The organism is Streptomyces sp. NPDC007808 (assembly GCF_042868655.1).
In the GTDB taxonomy this organism is placed as follows: domain Bacteria; phylum Actinomycetota; class Actinomycetes; order Streptomycetales; family Streptomycetaceae; genus Streptomyces.
Map to the genome: position 1 here is coordinate 827572 of NZ_JBIAEQ010000002.1, position 16949 is coordinate 844520.

Annotated in this window: 12 protein-coding genes; all 12 read left to right on the top strand. The window is 71.9% G+C overall.

The genetic code is table 11. The annotated features are described in order from the left end of the window. Nucleotides 1-318 precede the first annotated feature (318 nt). The 12 genes from ACFYNL_RS09945 (at nt 319) to ACFYNL_RS10000 (ending at nt 16927) form a co-directional block, all read left to right on the top strand. A complete protein-coding gene (locus tag ACFYNL_RS09945; RefSeq protein ID WP_388800583.1) occupies nt 319-1536 on the top strand; it encodes an MFS transporter in 1218 nt (405 codons plus the stop codon). A gap of 179 nt (nt 1537-1715) precedes the next feature. Next, a complete protein-coding gene (locus ACFYNL_RS09950; RefSeq protein ID WP_388799446.1) occupies nt 1716-2927 on the top strand; it encodes an ROK family protein in 1212 nt (403 codons plus the stop codon). 114 nt (nt 2928-3041) lie between these two features. After that, entirely contained in the window at nt 3042-4403 is a 1362-nt protein-coding gene (locus ACFYNL_RS09955; protein ID WP_388799449.1) for an ABC transporter substrate-binding protein, read from the top strand. A gap of 7 nt (nt 4404-4410) precedes the next feature. Continuing rightward, entirely contained in the window at nt 4411-5352 is a 942-nt protein-coding gene (locus tag ACFYNL_RS09960) for a carbohydrate ABC transporter permease (protein ID WP_388799452.1), read from the top strand. 1 nt (nt 5353) lies between these two features. Next, the gene (locus ACFYNL_RS09965) at nt 5354-6244 is read left to right on the top strand and encodes a carbohydrate ABC transporter permease (RefSeq protein WP_388799455.1); all 891 of its coding nucleotides are present in this window, start codon (nt 5354-5356) and stop codon (nt 6242-6244) included. 7 nt (nt 6245-6251) lie between these two features. Continuing rightward, nucleotides 6252-7517 (top strand): 6-phospho-beta-glucosidase, encoded by a 1266-nt coding sequence (locus ACFYNL_RS09970; RefSeq protein ID WP_388799458.1) that lies wholly within the window; start codon nt 6252-6254, stop codon nt 7515-7517. Then, a complete protein-coding gene (locus ACFYNL_RS09975; protein ID WP_388799461.1) occupies nt 7508-8479 on the top strand; it encodes an N-acetylglucosamine kinase in 972 nt (323 codons plus the stop codon). Before ACFYNL_RS09970 ends, ACFYNL_RS09975 begins: the two co-directional genes overlap by 10 nt. Nucleotides 8480-8811: 332 nt before the next feature. Next, the gene (locus ACFYNL_RS09980) at nt 8812-10260 is read left to right on the top strand and encodes a hypothetical protein (RefSeq protein ID WP_388799464.1); all 1449 of its coding nucleotides are present in this window, start codon (nt 8812-8814) and stop codon (nt 10258-10260) included. A 14-nt stretch (nt 10261-10274) separates the two neighbouring features. Beyond that, a complete protein-coding gene (locus tag ACFYNL_RS09985; protein ID WP_388799467.1) occupies nt 10275-11318 on the top strand; it encodes a glutamate ABC transporter substrate-binding protein in 1044 nt (347 codons plus the stop codon). Between the two features lie 154 nt (nt 11319-11472). Next, entirely contained in the window at nt 11473-12804 is a 1332-nt protein-coding gene (locus ACFYNL_RS09990) for a hypothetical protein (RefSeq protein ID WP_388799470.1), read from the top strand. A 22-nt stretch (nt 12805-12826) separates the two neighbouring features. Continuing rightward, the gene (locus tag ACFYNL_RS09995; protein WP_388799473.1) at nt 12827-15427 is read left to right on the top strand and encodes a tetratricopeptide repeat protein; all 2601 of its coding nucleotides are present in this window, start codon (nt 12827-12829) and stop codon (nt 15425-15427) included. A gap of 3 nt (nt 15428-15430) precedes the next feature. After that, complete coding sequence (locus ACFYNL_RS10000; RefSeq protein WP_388799476.1) at nt 15431-16927, top strand: PP2C family serine/threonine-protein phosphatase; 1497 nt, start codon at nt 15431-15433, stop codon at nt 16925-16927. The last annotated feature ends 22 nt before the right edge of the window (nt 16928-16949 follow it).

The window sequence follows — 16949 nt, forward strand, 5'->3', positions numbered from 1 at the left end:
CCGGCGGGGCACGCGTGAGGGCGGCGACCCACTCGGCCCCACGGTTGCGGCCCCCGCTCGCGTCCGCGGTGTTCGTCGCCATCGCGTCTTCGCCCCGGCCGCAACCGGCTTCGTGGGGCTGCGGGTGGCGGTGCCGGAGTTGTGGCAGACCGAGCGGGCCGAGCAGAACTGAGCCGTCCACCGAACCGGCTCGCGAGGCGCCCTGCGGTCTTCCCGTGCGTACGACCAGCAGGGATGACCGGGTTCGCCGCGGTTGTTTGACCCCGCGAAACCCCGCTCGTTTGGATGGCCCCCGAGACCGGGAGGTTGGGGCAGGTCATGGTGGGCGGGCAGTCGCTGGGGCGGCGTTTCGGGTGGCTGTGGGCCGCCTACGGGGTCAGTGCGCTCGGGACGCGGTTGGCGTTCGACGCGTTGCCGCTGATCGCGGTCGTCGTGCTGCACGCCGGGGCGGGCGAGGTGGCGCTGCTCGCGTCCTCGGGGCTCGCGGTGGGGGCGTTGGTGGCGGTGCCGCTCGGGGCGTGGGTGGAGTTCCGCCGGAAGCGGCCGGTGATGATCGCGGCGGACCTGCTGCGGTGCGTGGCGATGTTCAGCATTCCGGCCGCGTACGCCCTGGGCGGGCTCGGCCTCGGTCACCTGCTGGTGGTGTCGATGGTGGTCGCCGCGGCGGACATCACCTTCACCGCCGCGAGCGGGGCGTATCTGAAGTCCCTTGTGGCGCCGGGGGACCTGCTCGTGGCCAACGGCCGCTTCGAGGCCACGGCCTGGACGGCCACCGCGCTCGGGCCGCCGCTCGGCGGGGCGGCGATCGGGGTGTTCGGGCCGATGACGACGGTGCTGGCGGACGCGGTCAGCTATCTGCTGTCGGCATTGGGGATCCGGGCGATCGGTGGTGAGGAAAGGCAACAGTCGCCTCCTGACCTCCCGTCGGTCCCCCGCCCGGGCAAGCTGTCGGCCGCCGACCTCCAGGCAGGCTGGCGGCACATCCTCACCCACCCCACCCTGCGCCCACTGTTCCTCAACACGGTCCTGGTCAACGCCCTGATCATGGCGCCCGCCCCGCTGCTCGCGGTCCTCATGGTCGGCGAACTCGGTTTCGCTCCCTGGCAGTACGGCCTCGCCTTCGCCGTCCCCTGCCTGGGCGGCCTGCTGGGCTCCCGCCTGTCGCGCCGGCTCGTGGCCCGCTGCGGCTCACGGCGGGTCCTGCTCACGGCCGGCGCCCTGCGCGCGTGCTGGTCCGTCGGGCTGGCCTTCGTCGGGCCGGGCACGTCCGGCCTGGTCCTCGTGATGGCCGTCGAGTTCGGCCTGATCACCTGCGCGGCCGTCTTCAACCCGGTGCTCGCCACCCGTCGCCTCGAACTGACCCCGCGGGACCGTGTGACCCGCACCCTGTCGGCGTGGCAGATCACCGGCAGGACGACGACCGCCGCGATGACCGCCCTGTGGGGCCTGCTGGCCGCCACCACGGACACCCGAACGGCGATCGGCGTCGCCGGCGTGCTCCTTCTGGCGACCCCGCTGCTGCTGCCCCGCAAGTGATCCCTCCACCCGGTCACCCCATTGAGGGCCACGTCTCTTGACGGCCCCTTCCCTCGCGGCTTACCTTCCTCCGCAAGCGATAGGAAAGTTTCCTAACAGTACTCGATCGAGGTACCCCGGATGGACGCACCTCACGAGCCGCTGAGAAGCTGGTCAGCCGAAAGGCAGGTGTCGATCGCATGGCAGGAACCGCCGGTACGCCGGGCACTCCGCGCGTCCTGCGCGCCATGAACGACCGTGCCGCCCTGGACCTCCTCCTGGAGCACGGGCCGCTGTCCCGCACCCGGATCGGCAAGCTCACCGGCCTGTCCAAGCCGACCGCCTCCCAGCTGCTGGCCCGCCTGGAGGCCGCCGGCCTGGTCCTGGCCACCGGCACCACGGAGGGCCGACCCGGCCCGGGCGCCCAGCTGTACGAGGTCAACCCGACCGCCGCGTACGCCGCGGGGCTCGACGTCACACCCGAACGCATCCTCGCCGCCGTCGCCGACATCACCGGCCGCACGGTGGGGTCGCACGAACTGCCCACCCCGGGCAGGCGCCCGACCCAGCCCGTCGTCCGGCAGGTCACCGACGCCCTCGACGGCGCGGTGAAGGCGGCGGGACTCGCCCGCGACGACGTCCACCGGCTCGTCATCGGCACCCCCGGCGCCTTCGACCCCAACACGGGTCGCCTGCGCTACGCCTCCCACCTCCCCGGCTGGCACACCCCCGCGTTGCTCGACGAACTCGCCGCCGCCCTGCCGATGCCGGTCGAGTACGAGAACGACGTCAACCTCGTCGCGGTGGCCGAGCAGCGGCTCGGCGCGGCGCGCGGCCACGAGGACTTCGTCCTGCTGTGGAACGAGGGCGGCCTCGGCGCCTCCCTCGTCCTCGGCGGACGCCTGCACCGCGGCTGGACCGGGGGCGCGGGCGAGGTAGGTTTCCTGCCGGTTCCGGGCGCACCCCTGGTCAGGCAGGTGACCAGGGCCAACAGCGGCGGATACCAGGAGCTCGCCGGTTCCCAGGCCATCCCGCGGCTCGCGCTCGAACTCGGCATGACGAACATCCCGTCGGGGCCGTACGCGGAGGCAGCCGCCACCCTCGTCCAGCGGGCCGCCACCGAGGACACCGTCCTGCACCGGCTGCTCCTGGAGACGTACGCGACCCGGCTGGCCACCGGTCTGGCCTCGCTGGTCTCCGTCCTCGACCCCGAACTGGTCGTCCTCAGCGGCACCTCCCTCACCGCCGGCGGCGAGGTCCTGCGCGCTCTGATCCAGGCCGAGCTGGAGGAGCTGGCCGCGTCCCGGCCCCGGCTCGTCGTCGGCGACGTCCGCGAACATCCGGTGCTGCGGGGCGCGTTGGAGAGCGCCCTCGCGACCACACGCGACGAGGTCTTCGACACCTCACGCTGATCGCCGGCCTCCTCGGCGGCGTCCCCGGTAACCGACTACCCATCCCCACCCCCGCCTTCCCTCTCCTCCCCCGCTGCCCTCACCCACCCCGCCCCGCCCTTGGGAGACTCAACCATGCCCGGAAAGTCCGGAAAAGCCATACCCTCACTGCCCCGCCGCACGGCCACCGCCCTCGCCGTCTCCGCCTCCCTCGCCCTCCTCGCCACGGCCTGTACCGGCCAGTCGGGCTCCGGGGCCACCGACGACCCGAACGCCAGGACGACGATCACCTTCTGGCACGGCTGGAGCGCGCCCGCCGAGGTCGCGGCGGTCCAGGCGAACGTCGACCGCTTCGAGAAGGCGCACCCGAACATCACCGTGAAGGTCGTCGGCAACATCAACGACGACAAGCTCAACCAGGCGCTGCGCGCGGGCGGTTCGAACGGGCCGGACGTGGTGTCGTCCTTCACGACCTCCAACATCGGAAAGTTCTGCTCCTCGGGCGCCTTCCTCGATCTGAAGCCCTTCATCGAGAAGTCGAAGCTCGACCTGGACAAGATGATCCCGAAGCCGATGCTGGACTACACCCGGTTCGAGGGCACCCGCTGCGCCCTGCCACTGCTGGGCGACGCCTACGGCCTGTACTACAACAAGGACGCCTTCGAGAAGGCCGGCGTCACGTCCCCGCCGAAGACCTGGTCGGAGTTCGCGAAGGTCGCCGAGAAGCTGACGAAGACCAAGGGCGACGGCTACGAGCGACTCGGGTTCATGCCGACGTACCACGGCTACGAGACGGTAGTGGCCCACTACATGTCCCAGTGGGACCACGCCTACTTCGACAAGGACGGCAAGTCCGCCGTCGCCGAGGACCCGGCCTTCGCCGAGATGTTCAGGTTCCAGAAGAAGCTCGTCGACGACCTCGGCGGCTTCGCCAGGCTGGAGAAGTACCGCAACACCTTCGGCGACGAGTGGGGCGCCAAGCACCCGTTCCACACCGGTCAGGTGGCCATGCAGCTCGACGGCGAGTGGCGGCTCGGCATGGCCGAGAACGCCGGGGTGGACTTCGAGATCGGCACCGCGCCGATGCCCGTCGCCGACGACGAGGCCGACGAGTACGGCAAGGGCTTCCTCTCGGGCACGATCATCGGGATCGCCCCGCAGAGCGAGAAGCAGAACGCGGCCTGGGAACTGGTGAAATACCTGACGACCGACACACAGGCAGTCGTGTCCTTCGCCAACGCCATCCACAACGTGCCGTCGACGTTCGCGGCCCTGAAGTCGCCCGACCTGAAGGTGGCACCGGGTTTCAGGACGTTCCTGGACATCGCCCGGCACCCGGAGTCCAACACCCCGCCGGCGTCCGTCAACGGCTCGACGTACCAGACGACGCTTCAGGATTTCGGCTACCAGTACGAGTCCGGCAAGGTGACGGACCTCAAGGCGGGTCTGGAGAAGACCGCGAAGCAGATCGACACCGACATCGAGCAGGCGAAGTAGCGGCCCGATGTCCACGCACCCTCTCCGCGCGAAGCGCCGCAGGTCGGCGCTTCGGACGGTGGCCTTCCTGGCACCGTGGCTCATCGGATTCTGCGTCTTCTTCGCCTATCCGCTGCTGTCCACCGTGTACTTCTCCCTGATGAAGTACGACGGCTTCGGCACTCCGGTCTTCCGCGGCCCGGGCAACTGGGCCTACGTCTTCGACGACTACCCGCTGTTCTGGCCCGCGCTGCGCAACACGCTCTGGCTGGTACTCGTGATGGTGACGTGCCGGGTCGTTTTCGGGCTCGGCGTCGGTCTGCTGATCACGAAGATCAAGACCGGCGCGGGCGTCTTCCGCACCCTCTTCTACCTGCCGTACCTCGCTCCGCCGGTGGCGGCGACACTGGCCTTCGTCTTCCTCCTCAACCCCGGCACCGGCCCGGTCGACTCGGTCCTGGACGACCTGGGGCTCCCCGCACCCGGCTGGTTCACGGACCCCGCCTGGTCCAAGCCGGCCCTCACCGCGCTGGCGCTGTGGGGCGTGGGCGACCTCATGGTCGTCTTCATGGCCGCGCTGCTCGACGTACCGAAGGAGCAGTACGAGGCCGCCGAACTGGACGGGGCGTCGGCCTGGCAGCGGTTCCGGTTCGTCACCCTGCCGAACATCTCACCGATCGTGATGTTCGCCGTCGTCACCGGCGTGATCCAGACGATGCAGTACTACACGCAGCCCCTGGTGGCCGGGAAGGTCGCCTCCGGGATCATCGGCGGCTCTGGTCAGCAGTTCGAGCCGGGCTACCCGGACAAGTCGACCCTGACCCTCCCCCAGCTCGTCTACAACCTCGGCTTCCAGCGCTTCGACTACGGCTCGGCCTGTGTGGTCGCGCTCGTCCTGTTCGCCCTCGCCATGGCGTTCACCGCGCTGCTGATGCGGCGCCGGGGCGGACTGATCCAGGCAGGTGACTGACATGGCCCGGGTACTCGACCGGCCGGTCGGCGTGAGCACGCCGCCGGTCGCGGAGCGCACGGCGCGTCGCAAGGCGCTCCTGCAATGGATAGCGATCCACTCCCTCGGGGTGGCGGCCGCGCTCTTCTTCACGCTGCCCTTCGTGTTCGTCGTCCTGACCTCGCTGATGAGCGACCAGCAGGCGCTCACCCGCGACCTGATTCCGGCCACCTGGGAATGGGGCAACTACGGCAAGGTCCTCGACACCCCCGGCTTCCTGACGTGGTGGCGGAACACGCTGGTCTACGCCGGCCTGGGCACGGTCCTGACCGTCGTGTCCTCCCTGCCCGTGGCGTACGCGCTCGCCAAGTTCCGCTTCCGCGGCCGGAATCTGTCGTTGATGCTGGTCATCTCGATGATGATGCTGCCGCCCCAGGTGATCGTCATCCCGATGTACCTGTTCTGGGCGAAGCAGCTGGATCTGTCCGGGACGCTCTGGCCCCTGATCATCCCGATGGCGTTCGGCGACGCGTTCTCGATCTTCCTGCTGCGCCAGTTCCTGATGACGATCCCGAACGAGTACCTGGACGCGGCACGGGTGGACGGCTGCGGCGAACTCCGCACACTCGTCCGCGTGGTCCTCCCCATGGCGAGACCGGGCATAGCCGCGGTGGCGCTCTTCCAGTTCTTCTACGCGTGGAACGACTACTTCGGCCCCCAGATCTACGCGTCCGAGAACCCGGGCGCCTGGACGCTCTCCTACGGCCTGGAGTCGTTCAAGGGTGCGCACCACACCGACTGGAACCTCACCATGGCCGCCACGGTCCTCGTGATGGCCCCCGTGATCCTCGTGTTCTTCTTCGCGCAGAAGGCGTTCGTCGAGGGCGTCACACTCACCGGAGTGAAGGGTTGACCCAGACATGAAACTCACCGTGGTCGGCGGCGGCTCGACCTACACCCCCGAACTCATCGACGGTTTCGCCCGCCTCCGGGACACCCTGCCCATCGAGGAACTGGTCCTGATGGACCCGGCCGCGGACCGCCTGGACCTGCTGGGGCCGCTGGCCCGCCGTATCTTCGCCCGCCAGGGCCACGACGGCGAGGTCACCACCACCACGGACCTGGACGCGGCGGTGGACGGCGCGGACGCGGTGCTGCTGCAAATGCGCGTCGGCGGCCAGGCGGCCCGCGAGCAGGACGAGACCTGGCCCCTGGAGTGCGGCTGCGTGGGCCAGGAGACCACCGGCGCCGGCGGCCTGGCGAAAGCCCTGCGCACCGTCCCCGTGGTCCTCGACATCGCGGACCGGGTCCGCCGCACCAACCCCGGCGCCTGGATCATCGACTTCACCAACCCGGTCGGCATCGTGACCCGCGCACTGCTCCAGGAGGGCCACAGAGCGGTCGGTCTGTGCAACGTGGCGATCGGCTTCCAGCGCAAGTTCGCGGCCCTCCTCGACGCGTCCCCCTCCGACATCCACCTCGACCACGTGGGTCTGAACCACCTCACCTGGGAGACGGGCGTACGTCTGGGAGGCCCCGAGGGTGAGGACGTCCTGCCGCGGCTGCTCACCGAACACGGCGACGCCATCGCGGCGGACCTGCGCCTGCCCCGGCCCCTCCTGGACCGCCTGGGCGTCGTCCCCTCCTACTACCTGCGCTACTACTACGCCCACGACGAGGTGGTCCGTGAGCTGCGCACCAAACCGTCCCGCGCCGCGGAAGTGGCGGAAATGGAAAGAAGGTTGCTGACCCTCTATGCCGACCCGGCCCTCGACGAGAAGCCGGAGCTGCTCTCCAAGCGGGGCGGCGCGTACTACTCGGAGGCGGCGGTGGACCTGGCGGCCGCGCTGCTGAACGGAGCGGGCAGCCCGTACCAGGTCGTCAACACCCACAACAGAGGGACACTTCCCTTCCTCCCCGACGACGCGGTGATCGAGGTGGAGGCGGCGGTGGGCCGCAAGGGCCCGACCCCCCTCGCCGTACCGAGCCCGGACCCCCTCTACGCGGGTTTGACGGCCCAGGTGGCCGCGTACGAGGACCTGGCCCTCGAAGCGGCCCTGCACGGGGGGCGCGCCCGGGTCTTCAAGGCCCTGCTCTCCCACCCCCTGATCGGCCAGTACGCGTACGCGGAGCACCTCACGGACCGGCTGATCGCACACAACCGGGAGCACCTCGCGTGGGCATGACCGCAGGAGTCCTCGCCGTCGACGCGGGCAACAGCAAGACGGACGTGGCGGTGGTGGCGGCCGACGGAACCGTCCTCGCCACCGCGCGCGCAGGCGGCTTCCGCCCGCCCGCGGTGGGGGTGGACGCGGCGATGGACACCCTCGCCGAGGCCGTGGGGCGGGCGTTCACCGCGGCGGGTGTCACCGCCGCCGACCATGTCTCGGCGTGTCTGGCCAACGCCGACCTTCCGGTGGAGGAGGCGAACCTGGCCACCGCACTGCACGCGCGCGCGTGGAGCACGACCGTAGAGGTCCGCAACGACACCTTCGCCATCCTGCGCGCGGGCGTGACGGAACCCCGCGGTGTGGCCGTGGTGTGCGGTGCCGGCATCAACTGCGTGGGCATGCGCCCCGACGGCCGTACGGCCCGCTTTCCCGCGCTGGGCCGTATCTCCGGCGACTGGGGCGGCGGCTGGGGTCTGGCGGAGGAGGCACTGTGGCACGCGGCGCGGGCGGAGGACGGCCGCGGGGCGCCCACGGCACTGATGCGGGCCCTCCCCGCCCACTTCGCCCTGCCCACCATGTACGCCCTGATCGAGGCCCTGCACCTGGAGCGGATCGCCCCCGACCGCCGCCATGAACTGACCCCGGTCCTCTTCACCACGGCAGCCTCCGGCGATCCGGTCGCCCGTGCGATCGTGGCCCGCCTGGCCGACGAGGTCGTCACGATGGCCACGGTCGCCCTGAGCCGCCTGGACCTGCTGGAGGAGGAGACACCCGTGCTCCTGGGCGGGGGCGTCCTGGCCGCCCGGCCCCCTCAACTGATCGACGGCATCCACGAGTTGCTCGCCTCTCGCGCCCCCAAAGCGGCTCCGAAGGTGGTCACGGCGAGCCCGGTACTGGGCGCCGCCCTGCTGGGCCTGGACGCGGTCGGGGCGCCCGCCTCGGCGCACGAGCGGCTCCGCCGGTACTTCGAGTCGTAGCCCGGGTGCCCCCTGCCACCGTGCGGCGGCCGACGGGCGGGAGCCGACGGGCGAGGAGCCGACGAAAGGAGAGCCGACGGGCGGAGAGCCGGCGCGCGGAGAGCCGGCGGGCGGGGAGCTCAGGGCGGATGGCGCGCGCCCCAGCGCCCCCTCGCTCGCCCTCGGCCGCCCCCACCGACCGAAGTTGGAACCGAACCGATTCCCGCGACGTGTTCATGGGCAGGGGGACGTGCGGGCGTGTTTCGTTGTGGCGAAGGTTCGGGGTCCGCGATGCGGATGTCAGTCCCGGCAGCGATACTTGCGGCGACGGATGGCCATGGGGGAGGTCAGCAGTGACACAGACGCCGAAAACCAGCGCACCACCACCGGGCCACGGCCCGACACCCGGCGTACCCACCCTGCCGTCCGTGCCGCCGCAACCCTCCCGGCCCGCCCCACCGGGACTCCCGGCCGCGGAGCCTCGCCGCACCGCCTTCGCCGAGGGCTTCGACCAGCTGCGCGCGGCCGCCACCACCGAACCCGGCAGACTCCGCCTCATCGGCGCCCTCCTGGCCGCCCTGGTCATGGCCTTCGGCGCCGTCGCCGCCTGGCAGATGGCCGACCGTGCGGCAGCGGCCGACGACGTCCTCAACCGCAGCCAGCCCCTCAGCTCCGACGCGGCCGACATCTACCGCTCCCTCGCGGACGCCAACACCGCGGCGGCCAGCGGATACCTCGCGGGCCTGCAGGAGAAGCCCGCCATGCGCGAGGGCTACGAGCAGGACATCCGCACCGCCGCCGCCAAGCTGGTCCAGGCCGCCGCCAACTCCGAACCGGGTTCCACCTCGGCGGACACGATCGCCGAGCTCAGCAGACTGCTGCCGGAGTACAAGGGCCTCGTCGAGACGGCACGGGCCAACAACCGCCAGGGTTACCCAGTGGGCGGCGCCTACCTGCGTGCCGCGAACGAGATGATGCAGCAGAAGATGCTGCCGGCCGCCGAGAAGCTCCACCAGACGGAGAACCAGCGCCTGCGGGCCGACTACGCGGCGGCCAAGTCCTTCCCATGGGGCGCCGCCGCCCTCGGCGTGGTCGCCCTGGCCGCCCTCGGCTGGGCCCAGCGCCGCAACTACCGGCGCACCAACCGGGTCCTGAACCACGGACTGGTCACCGCGACGGCCGCGTCCACCGTGGTCCTGCTCTGGCTCGCCGTGGGCCACACCGTGGCACGCGCGGGGCTCAACGACTCGTACGACCACGGCGTCCGCTCCCTGGACGTGCTGCACGAGGCCCGGATCGCCTCCCTGACCGCTCGCAGCGACGAGAACCTCACCCTGGTACGCCGCGGCGCGGACTCCAGGACGCTCGACGACGGCAAGGTCGTGGACCTCTACGAGTGGGGTTACGACCAGGAGATCGACCGGCTGGGCAAGGCGCTCGCCCGGGCCGAGGGCCTCGCCGACGACACGGCGGGCAGAAAACCCGTTCAGGACGCGAACGGATTCATGAAGGTCTGGAAGGACCGCCACGGCCTCGCCCGCGAGGACAACGACTCCGGCGACTACCAGGCGGCCCGCGACCGCGTCATCGGCGCCGCGAAGGAGCCGACGAGCGTGTGCTTCGACAACGTCGACAAGGCCCTGGCGGCCGCGCTCACCCATGAGCAGACCGAGTTCAAGCGCGCCGCGGGAGACGGCCGTGACTCGCTTTCCGGCCTCCCGACCGGCGCCGCGGTCCTCGCGGTCCTCGGGGCGGCCGGCGCGGTGCTCGGCATCGGCCGCAGGCTTTCGGAGTACCGATGAAAGGGGGCACGACGATGAACGCGCACGGCACGACGCACCGCTCACGCCTCCGCGGCTGGGGCGGCGTGGGCGCGATGGCGCTCGTCTGCGCCCTGGTCATGACGTTCGCGCTGATGCTGCCCCTGAGCCGTCCGCTCGGCGACACCGGCGGTGCGCTCGCCGCGGGCCAGGGCGTCTCCCAGGCCACCCGGGTGCGGGCCGAGGACTGCGAGGATCCGCAGAACCAGAGCCTGTCGCCGTCCGGCGGCGACGGCGCGACCCCCACGCTGGACGCGATCAAGGACCGCGAGGACCGACGCCTGATCGTCGGCGTCGACACCAACAGCTACCGCTGGGGCTACCTCGACCCGAACAACCCGGCGGGTGAGCTGGAGGGGTTCGACATCGACCTGGTCCACCGGATCGCCGAGGACATCCTCGGTGACCGGGACGCGGTGCAGTTCAAGGCCATCCCGACGAGCCGCCGTATCGAGGCGATCCAGAAGGGCGAGGTCGACATGGTGGTCCGCACCATGACGATCAACTGCGACCGCATCGGGCAAGTCGCCTTCTCCGCTCCCTACTTCGTCACGGGTCAGCAGGTCCTGGCTCCCAAGACCTCGACGATCAAGGGCTACGACGGCACGCTCGCCGGCAAGCGGATCTGCTCGGCGACGGGGTCCACGGCGTACGACAAACTGAAGGCGGACAAGAAGAGCGGGGAGCTGCCGGCCTCGGCCGACATCTCCACCGTCGTTCCCAACCAGCTGGACTGCCTGGTGAAGGTGCAGCTCGGCCAGGCGGACGCGGTCGTCACCGACGGCGCCCTCGCGGCCAGCCAGGCCGCACAGGACCCGGCGGTGGAGCTCAAGGGCGGGCTCTTCACGGACGAGTACTACGGCGTGGCGATGAACCTGAAGGCAGACGATCTGGTACGCCAGGTCAACCGGACGCTGGAGAGCTACATAGCGGCATCGGACGGATGGCGGGCGTCCTACGAGAAGTGGCTGCACCCCACCATGGACAAGCCCGGTGAGAAGTCGAAGTCGGCGACGCCTCCCGAGGCGGACTACAAGTAACCGGCCACCGACGGACACCGGACGACGCACCGTTTCAGACCGACGACGACGCAACCGACGACCCGACCGACCAACGGACCGACCGACGGACCGACCGACGGACCGACCGACCGACGGACCGACCGACGGAACTCAACGCAGCGAGAGGTGATCGATGGGCGTCACGGACCCCGCCGGGCCGGTGATGGACCGGGACGAGGTGGACCGTGCGCTGGCGCGGCTCGGCGCGGAGCACGAGGCGATCGAGACCTCGCTCCTCGCCCTGCAGGACCACGCGGGCCGCAGACTCCTCGAAGGCGCCGAGCTCACCGGCACCACCAAGGAGCGCTGGACGGCCGCGGAGGCGTCGATCACGCTGCTGTGGGCGTACTTCGACGCGTACACGGGCGCGTTGCGCTCCGCCCGTGAGATCCGCGCCCGCCGCCGCTGGTCGAGCCGGGACGACCTGGTGGAGCTGACGGAGCTGCTGCGCGGCGAGTCGGTGACCGTCGCCGGTTCGGCCACCGCGATGGCCAACGCACCGACCCTGCACGGCGGTTCGGGCAAGCTCAGCGAGCAGTTCAGCCTGTCCGCGCTGGTCGACCGGATGAACGAGCTGTACGCGGCCTCGCTGGACATGGTCGTCGCCGCGGACGCGGTCTGGTCGGCGCTGCCCGCCCGTATCGATTTACTGGCCGCGGAGTTGCAGCGCACCCGTCGGCTCGCGCACTCCGTCGGGGTACGCCCCGGCGAGCACCCGGCGGGCGACGACCTGGAGCGCATCACGCGCACGCTCACCAGGCTGCGCGCCGAGGTGGTGTCGGACCCGCTCGCGTACTGGCTGCCGACACCCGGGAGTTCGGCGCCCGGCGGCGGCAGGCCGGACACCACGGTCTACGACCGGGAGGCGCGCGCGCTGGAGGACGTACGCCGGGAGATCGACGCGGTATTGACGGTCCGTCAGGACGCGGAGCAGCGCCTGGTGAAGCTGCGGGACGTGCTCTCGCGCGCGGACCGTACGCTCGCCGAGGCCCGGACCGCGCGCGGCGAGGTGCTGGCGAAGATCGCGGCCACGGAAGTGCCCGTGGTCAGCGGTCCGCCGACCGTGCTGCAGGAGCAGCTGGCGACGGCCGCCGAGTACCGCAGGCAGGGGCAGTGGCACCGCCTGTCCCCCCTTCTGGAGTCCCTGGAGCAGAAGGCGGAGGACGAACTGCTGCGCGCCCGCGAGTCGTTGACCGCGGTCACCGCGCCGCTGGCGGTCCGCGCCGAGCTGCGCGGCCGTCTCGACGCGTACAAGGCGAAGGTGGCCCGGCACGGCCTCGCGGAGGACCCTTTCCTCATCGAGCGCTACGACGCGGCCCGCCGCATGCTGTGGAGCGCGCCCTGCGACCTGCGCGTCGCCGAACAGGCGGTCCTGCGCTACCAGCAGGCCGCCGCCGAACTGCTGGGCAGCGGACGGGTGCCGGGGCCGCGGGGGCCCGAGGACCGCGGGGGTCCGGGGGCATGAGGGACAGGGGGGAGTCGTCGTCATGAGTCAGGCACAGCAGCAATGCCAGCGACCGGACTGCGACGGATCGTACGAGGACATGGGCGGCGGTGAGCTGTACTGCGACACCTGCGGCCTCGCCCCGGTCGTCTCGGCGACCGGCACGGTCGGCTCGCCGCCCACCGGTGTCACGGGCGGCGGCAAGGGCTCGGCGGGCAGCGCCGGCTCCCGCTCCACCGGCCGGGGCAGCTCCCGTACGTCGTCGCAGTCGTCGAAGTCCCGGCGCTCGGTGTCGGGCCGGTTGTCCCGTTCCCTGTCGGGCCGCTCGACGGGCCGCTCGGTGTCGGTGCGCAGCTCCGGTTCGACCGCCGGCTCCAGCGGCCGTGGGCGCCTCGGTGCCGGTCTGGTCCAGGTTCCGGGGGTCCCGCGCCCCGATCCGCGGGCGATGGTGCTGGAGAAGGCGGAGGTGCCGGAGCGCAAGCGGTTCTGCTCCCGCTCGGACTGCGGCGCGCCCGTCGGCCGGGCCCGCGGTGACCGTCCGGGGCGCACCGAGGGTTTCTGCACCAAGTGCGGTCACCCGTATTCCTTCGTCCCGAAGCTGAAGGCCGGCGACATCGTGCACGGCCAGTACGAGGTCGCGGGCTGTCTGGCGCACGGCGGGCTGGGCTGGATATACCTCGCCGTGGACCGGGCGGTCTCCGACCGCTGGGTGGTGCTCAAGGGCCTGCTCGACACCGGTGACCAGGACGCGATGGCGGCGGCCATATCCGAGCGGCGCTTCCTCGCGGAGATCGAGCACGCCAACATCGTGCGGATCTACAACTTCGTGGAGCACCTGGACCAGCGCACGGGCTCGCTCGACGGGTACATCGTCATGGAGTACGTGGGCGGCAAGTCGCTGAAGGAGATAGCCAACGGCCGCCGTACGCCCGAGGGCAGACGGGACCCGCTGCCGGTCGAGCAGGCGTGCGCCTACGGGATCGAGGCCCTGGAGGCACTCGGTCACCTGCACAGCCGCAACCTCCTGTACTGCGACTTCAAGGTCGACAACGCCATCCAGACCGAGGACCAGCTCAAGCTGATCGACATGGGCGCGGTGCGCAGGATGGACGACGAGGAGTCGGCCATCTACGGCACGGTCGGCTACCAGGCGCCGGAGGTCGCGGAGGTGGGCCCTTCGGTGGCGTCCGACCTGTACACGGTCGGGCGTACGCTCGCCGTCCTCACCTTCGACTTCCAGGGCTACACGAACGTCTACGTCGACTCCCTGCCCGACCCCGACAACATCGAGGTCTTCCGCCAGTACGAGTCCTTCTACCGTCTCCTGGTCCGCGCCACCGACCCCGACCCGGCCCGCCGCTTCGCCTCCGCGCAGGAGATGGCGGAGCAGCTGACGGGCGTTCTGCGCGAGGTCGTGTCCCTGCAGACGGGGCGTGCGCGGCCGTCGCTGTCGACGTTGTTCGGCCCGGAGGTGCGGGTGACGGACACCGAGCTTTTCCCGAGGCTGGACACGGAGGTGTCGCGGCTGGGGGCGCGGGTCGTCCCGTCGGGGCGGTGGCGTGGGAGGGTTGCCGCCGGTCCGGTGCCCGGCCCGGCCCAGGGCGGCGGCGCGGCGTCCGGCTCCCCCGGCACCTCTTCGGGTTCCGCCGTCGCGCTCGCCGCGGCCACGCCCTCGCCCGTGGCTGCGCTTCCTGCCGGGATCGTCAAGTCCGTCGACACGTCCGCCGCCGCCCTCGCCCTGCCGGTCCCCCTTGTCGACCCCTCGGACCCCAACGCGGGTTTCCTGGCCGGCCTGATGACGACCGCTCCGGCCGAGCTGCTCGGGGCGCTCGCGGCCACGCCTACGCCGTCGACCGAGACACGGCTGCGGCAGGTCCGTGCCTGGCTGGAGAACGGTGACAGCGGCAGCGCGCACCAGGCCCTGCTGGAGCTGGAGGAAGAGCGGCCCGACGACTGGCGGGTCGTCTGGTACCGCGGTGTGGCCGCGCTCGTCATCGGCGACCACGAGGGCGCCGCGGTCGCGTTCGACGCGATCTACGACGCCTTCCCCGGGGAGCCCGCCCCCAAGTCGGCCCTCGGCATGTGCGCGGAGGTGCTGGGCCAGTTGGACAACGCCGCCGAGTACTACCGGTTGGTGTGGTCGACCGACCCCAGCTATGTCAGCGCCGCCTTCGGTCTCGCCCGGGTCCGGCTGGCTTCCGGTGACCGGAGCGGTGCCGTCAGGACCCTGGAGTCGGTACCGGAAAGCTCCATTCACTACACGGCCGCACGTGTGGCGGCCGTCCGCGCCCGGCTGCGTGGCCGTACGCCGGTCGCCGCCGACGTACCGTTCCTGGAGGACCTGACCGCCGCCGCGGGCCAGGTCGAGGCGCTGGAGGCGTACGGCCTGGATCCGGCGCGCCGGGAGCAGTTGTCGGCGGAAGTCCTCGGTTGCGCGCTTGACTGGATACTCTCCGGTGGCCAGGGTTCCGCCCCGCCCGCCCCCGGAGGACGGACGCTGCTCGGCAGCGGCCTGGACGAGCGGGGACTGCGCTTCGGCCTGGAGCGTGCATATCGCACGCTGGCCCGGCTCGCACGGGGCGGCGAGGAGAGGATCGACCTGGTGGAACGTGCCAACCGTTACCGCCCCCGGACGTGGGTGTAGTTGATGTCGCAGATGCCCCAGTTGTCCGCCTGCCCGAGCTGCGAATGGCCGCTTGAGTCGGGTGACCGTTTCTGCGGTGCGTGCGGATACGACCTGTCCGCCGTGCCCGTACGGCCGGACGACAACCCGACCATCGCCATGAACGGTTCGGCGCCGCCCCCAGCGGCGGGCGCGCCCGGCGTGCACTGGCCGCGCGCCACGGCGCCGGACGGCACCGGCGGCGCACCGGCCGCTCGTCCGGCGGAGCACCACGGCACCGGCTCCGCCGGTCACGACCTGCCCCCGGGCACACCCCCGCCTCCGCAGGCACCGCCGTCCGCCGCCCCGGTGCCGCCGCCCGCGAACGGCCCCCACGCCCCGCAGGGCACCCCCGGCGCGGGGTTCCCCGGCTCCCCGGCCCCGGGCGACCACGGCGTGCCGGCGGCCCCGCAGACCCCGTCGGCCCCGGCCGTTCCCCCCGCCCCGACCGACTCGCCGGTCTCCCCGGCGTCCGGTGTCCGGTTCGACCGCCCGGCCGAGCCCGAGGAGTACCCGTTGCAGGCACCCGACCCGCGCGTGGCCGACCTGCCCGGCCCGCGCGAGAGCGCCAAGGTGTGCGTGGCCTGCCGGGCGGGCCGCGTCGACCACGACGGGTACTGCGAGAACTGCGGGCACGCGCAGCCGCGTGAACGCGACCACATGGAGCAGGACGCGGGACCGGTCGCCGCCGTCAGCGACCGCGGCCTGCGCCACCACCGCAACGAGGACGCGTTCGCCGTCGGCTGCACCGCGCTGCCCGACGGACGGCCCGCGACCGTGGCGATCGTCTGCGACGGTGTGTCCTCGGCGACGCGGCCCGACGACGCCTCGATGGCCGCCTCCCGGGCCGCGAGCGAGTCGCTGCTGGCCGCCCTGCCGCGCGGCACGCACCCGCAGCAGGCCATGCACGACGCGATCGTCGCCGCCGCCAACGCGGTCAACGCGCTGGCCGCGGAGCCCGAGACGGCCCGCGAGCAGGCACCGCACCAGAACGCCCCGGCCTGCACGATCGTCGGCTCCGTGGTGACCCCGGACCTGCTGATCGTCGGCTGGGTCGGCGACAGCCGCGTCTACTGGGTGCCGGTGGACCGCGGCACTCCCCCGGCCCGGCTCACCGAGGACGACTCGTGGGCGGCGCAGATGGTCGCCGCGGGCCTGATGAACGAGGCGGAGGCGTACGCCGACGAGCGCGCCCACGCGATCACCGGCTGGCTCGGCGCGGACGCCTACGAACTGGAGCCGCACACCGCTTCCTTCAAGCCGGACCGGCCCGGTGTGGTGGTGGTGTGCACGGACGGGCTGTGGAACTACGCCGAGGCGGCCGCGGACATGGCCGAGGTCGTGCCCCTCGACGCCGCCGCGCGCCCCCTGCACACGGCGCAGGTTCTGGTCGGTCACGCCCTCGACGGCGGGGGCCACGACAACGTAACAGTGGCCGTCCTGCCGTTCCCGGCGCCGCCGATGGGGGCAGGATCGGCCTGAGGCCACACATAGGGGACAGGCC

Bases quoted from the DNA above. Each gene is read 5' to 3' on its own strand.
- ACFYNL_RS09945 (WP_388800583.1), top strand. From the start codon at position 319: ATGGTGGGCGGGCAGTCGCTGGGGCGGCGTTTCGGGTGGCTGTGGGCC.
- ACFYNL_RS09950 (WP_388799446.1), top strand. From the start codon at position 1,716: ATGGCAGGAACCGCCGGTACGCCGGGCACTCCGCGCGTCCTGCGCGCC.
- ACFYNL_RS09955 (WP_388799449.1), top strand. From the start codon at position 3,042: ATGCCCGGAAAGTCCGGAAAAGCCATACCCTCACTGCCCCGCCGCACG.
- ACFYNL_RS09960 (WP_388799452.1), top strand. From the start codon at position 4,411: ATGTCCACGCACCCTCTCCGCGCGAAGCGCCGCAGGTCGGCGCTTCGG.
- ACFYNL_RS09965 (WP_388799455.1), top strand. From the start codon at position 5,354: ATGGCCCGGGTACTCGACCGGCCGGTCGGCGTGAGCACGCCGCCGGTC.
- ACFYNL_RS09970 (WP_388799458.1), top strand. From the start codon at position 6,252: ATGAAACTCACCGTGGTCGGCGGCGGCTCGACCTACACCCCCGAACTC.
- ACFYNL_RS09985 (WP_388799467.1), top strand. From the start codon at position 10,275: ATGAACGCGCACGGCACGACGCACCGCTCACGCCTCCGCGGCTGGGGC.
- ACFYNL_RS09990 (WP_388799470.1), top strand. From the start codon at position 11,473: ATGGGCGTCACGGACCCCGCCGGGCCGGTGATGGACCGGGACGAGGTG.
- ACFYNL_RS09995 (WP_388799473.1), top strand. From the start codon at position 12,827: ATGAGTCAGGCACAGCAGCAATGCCAGCGACCGGACTGCGACGGATCG.
- ACFYNL_RS10000 (WP_388799476.1), top strand. From the start codon at position 15,431: ATGTCGCAGATGCCCCAGTTGTCCGCCTGCCCGAGCTGCGAATGGCCG.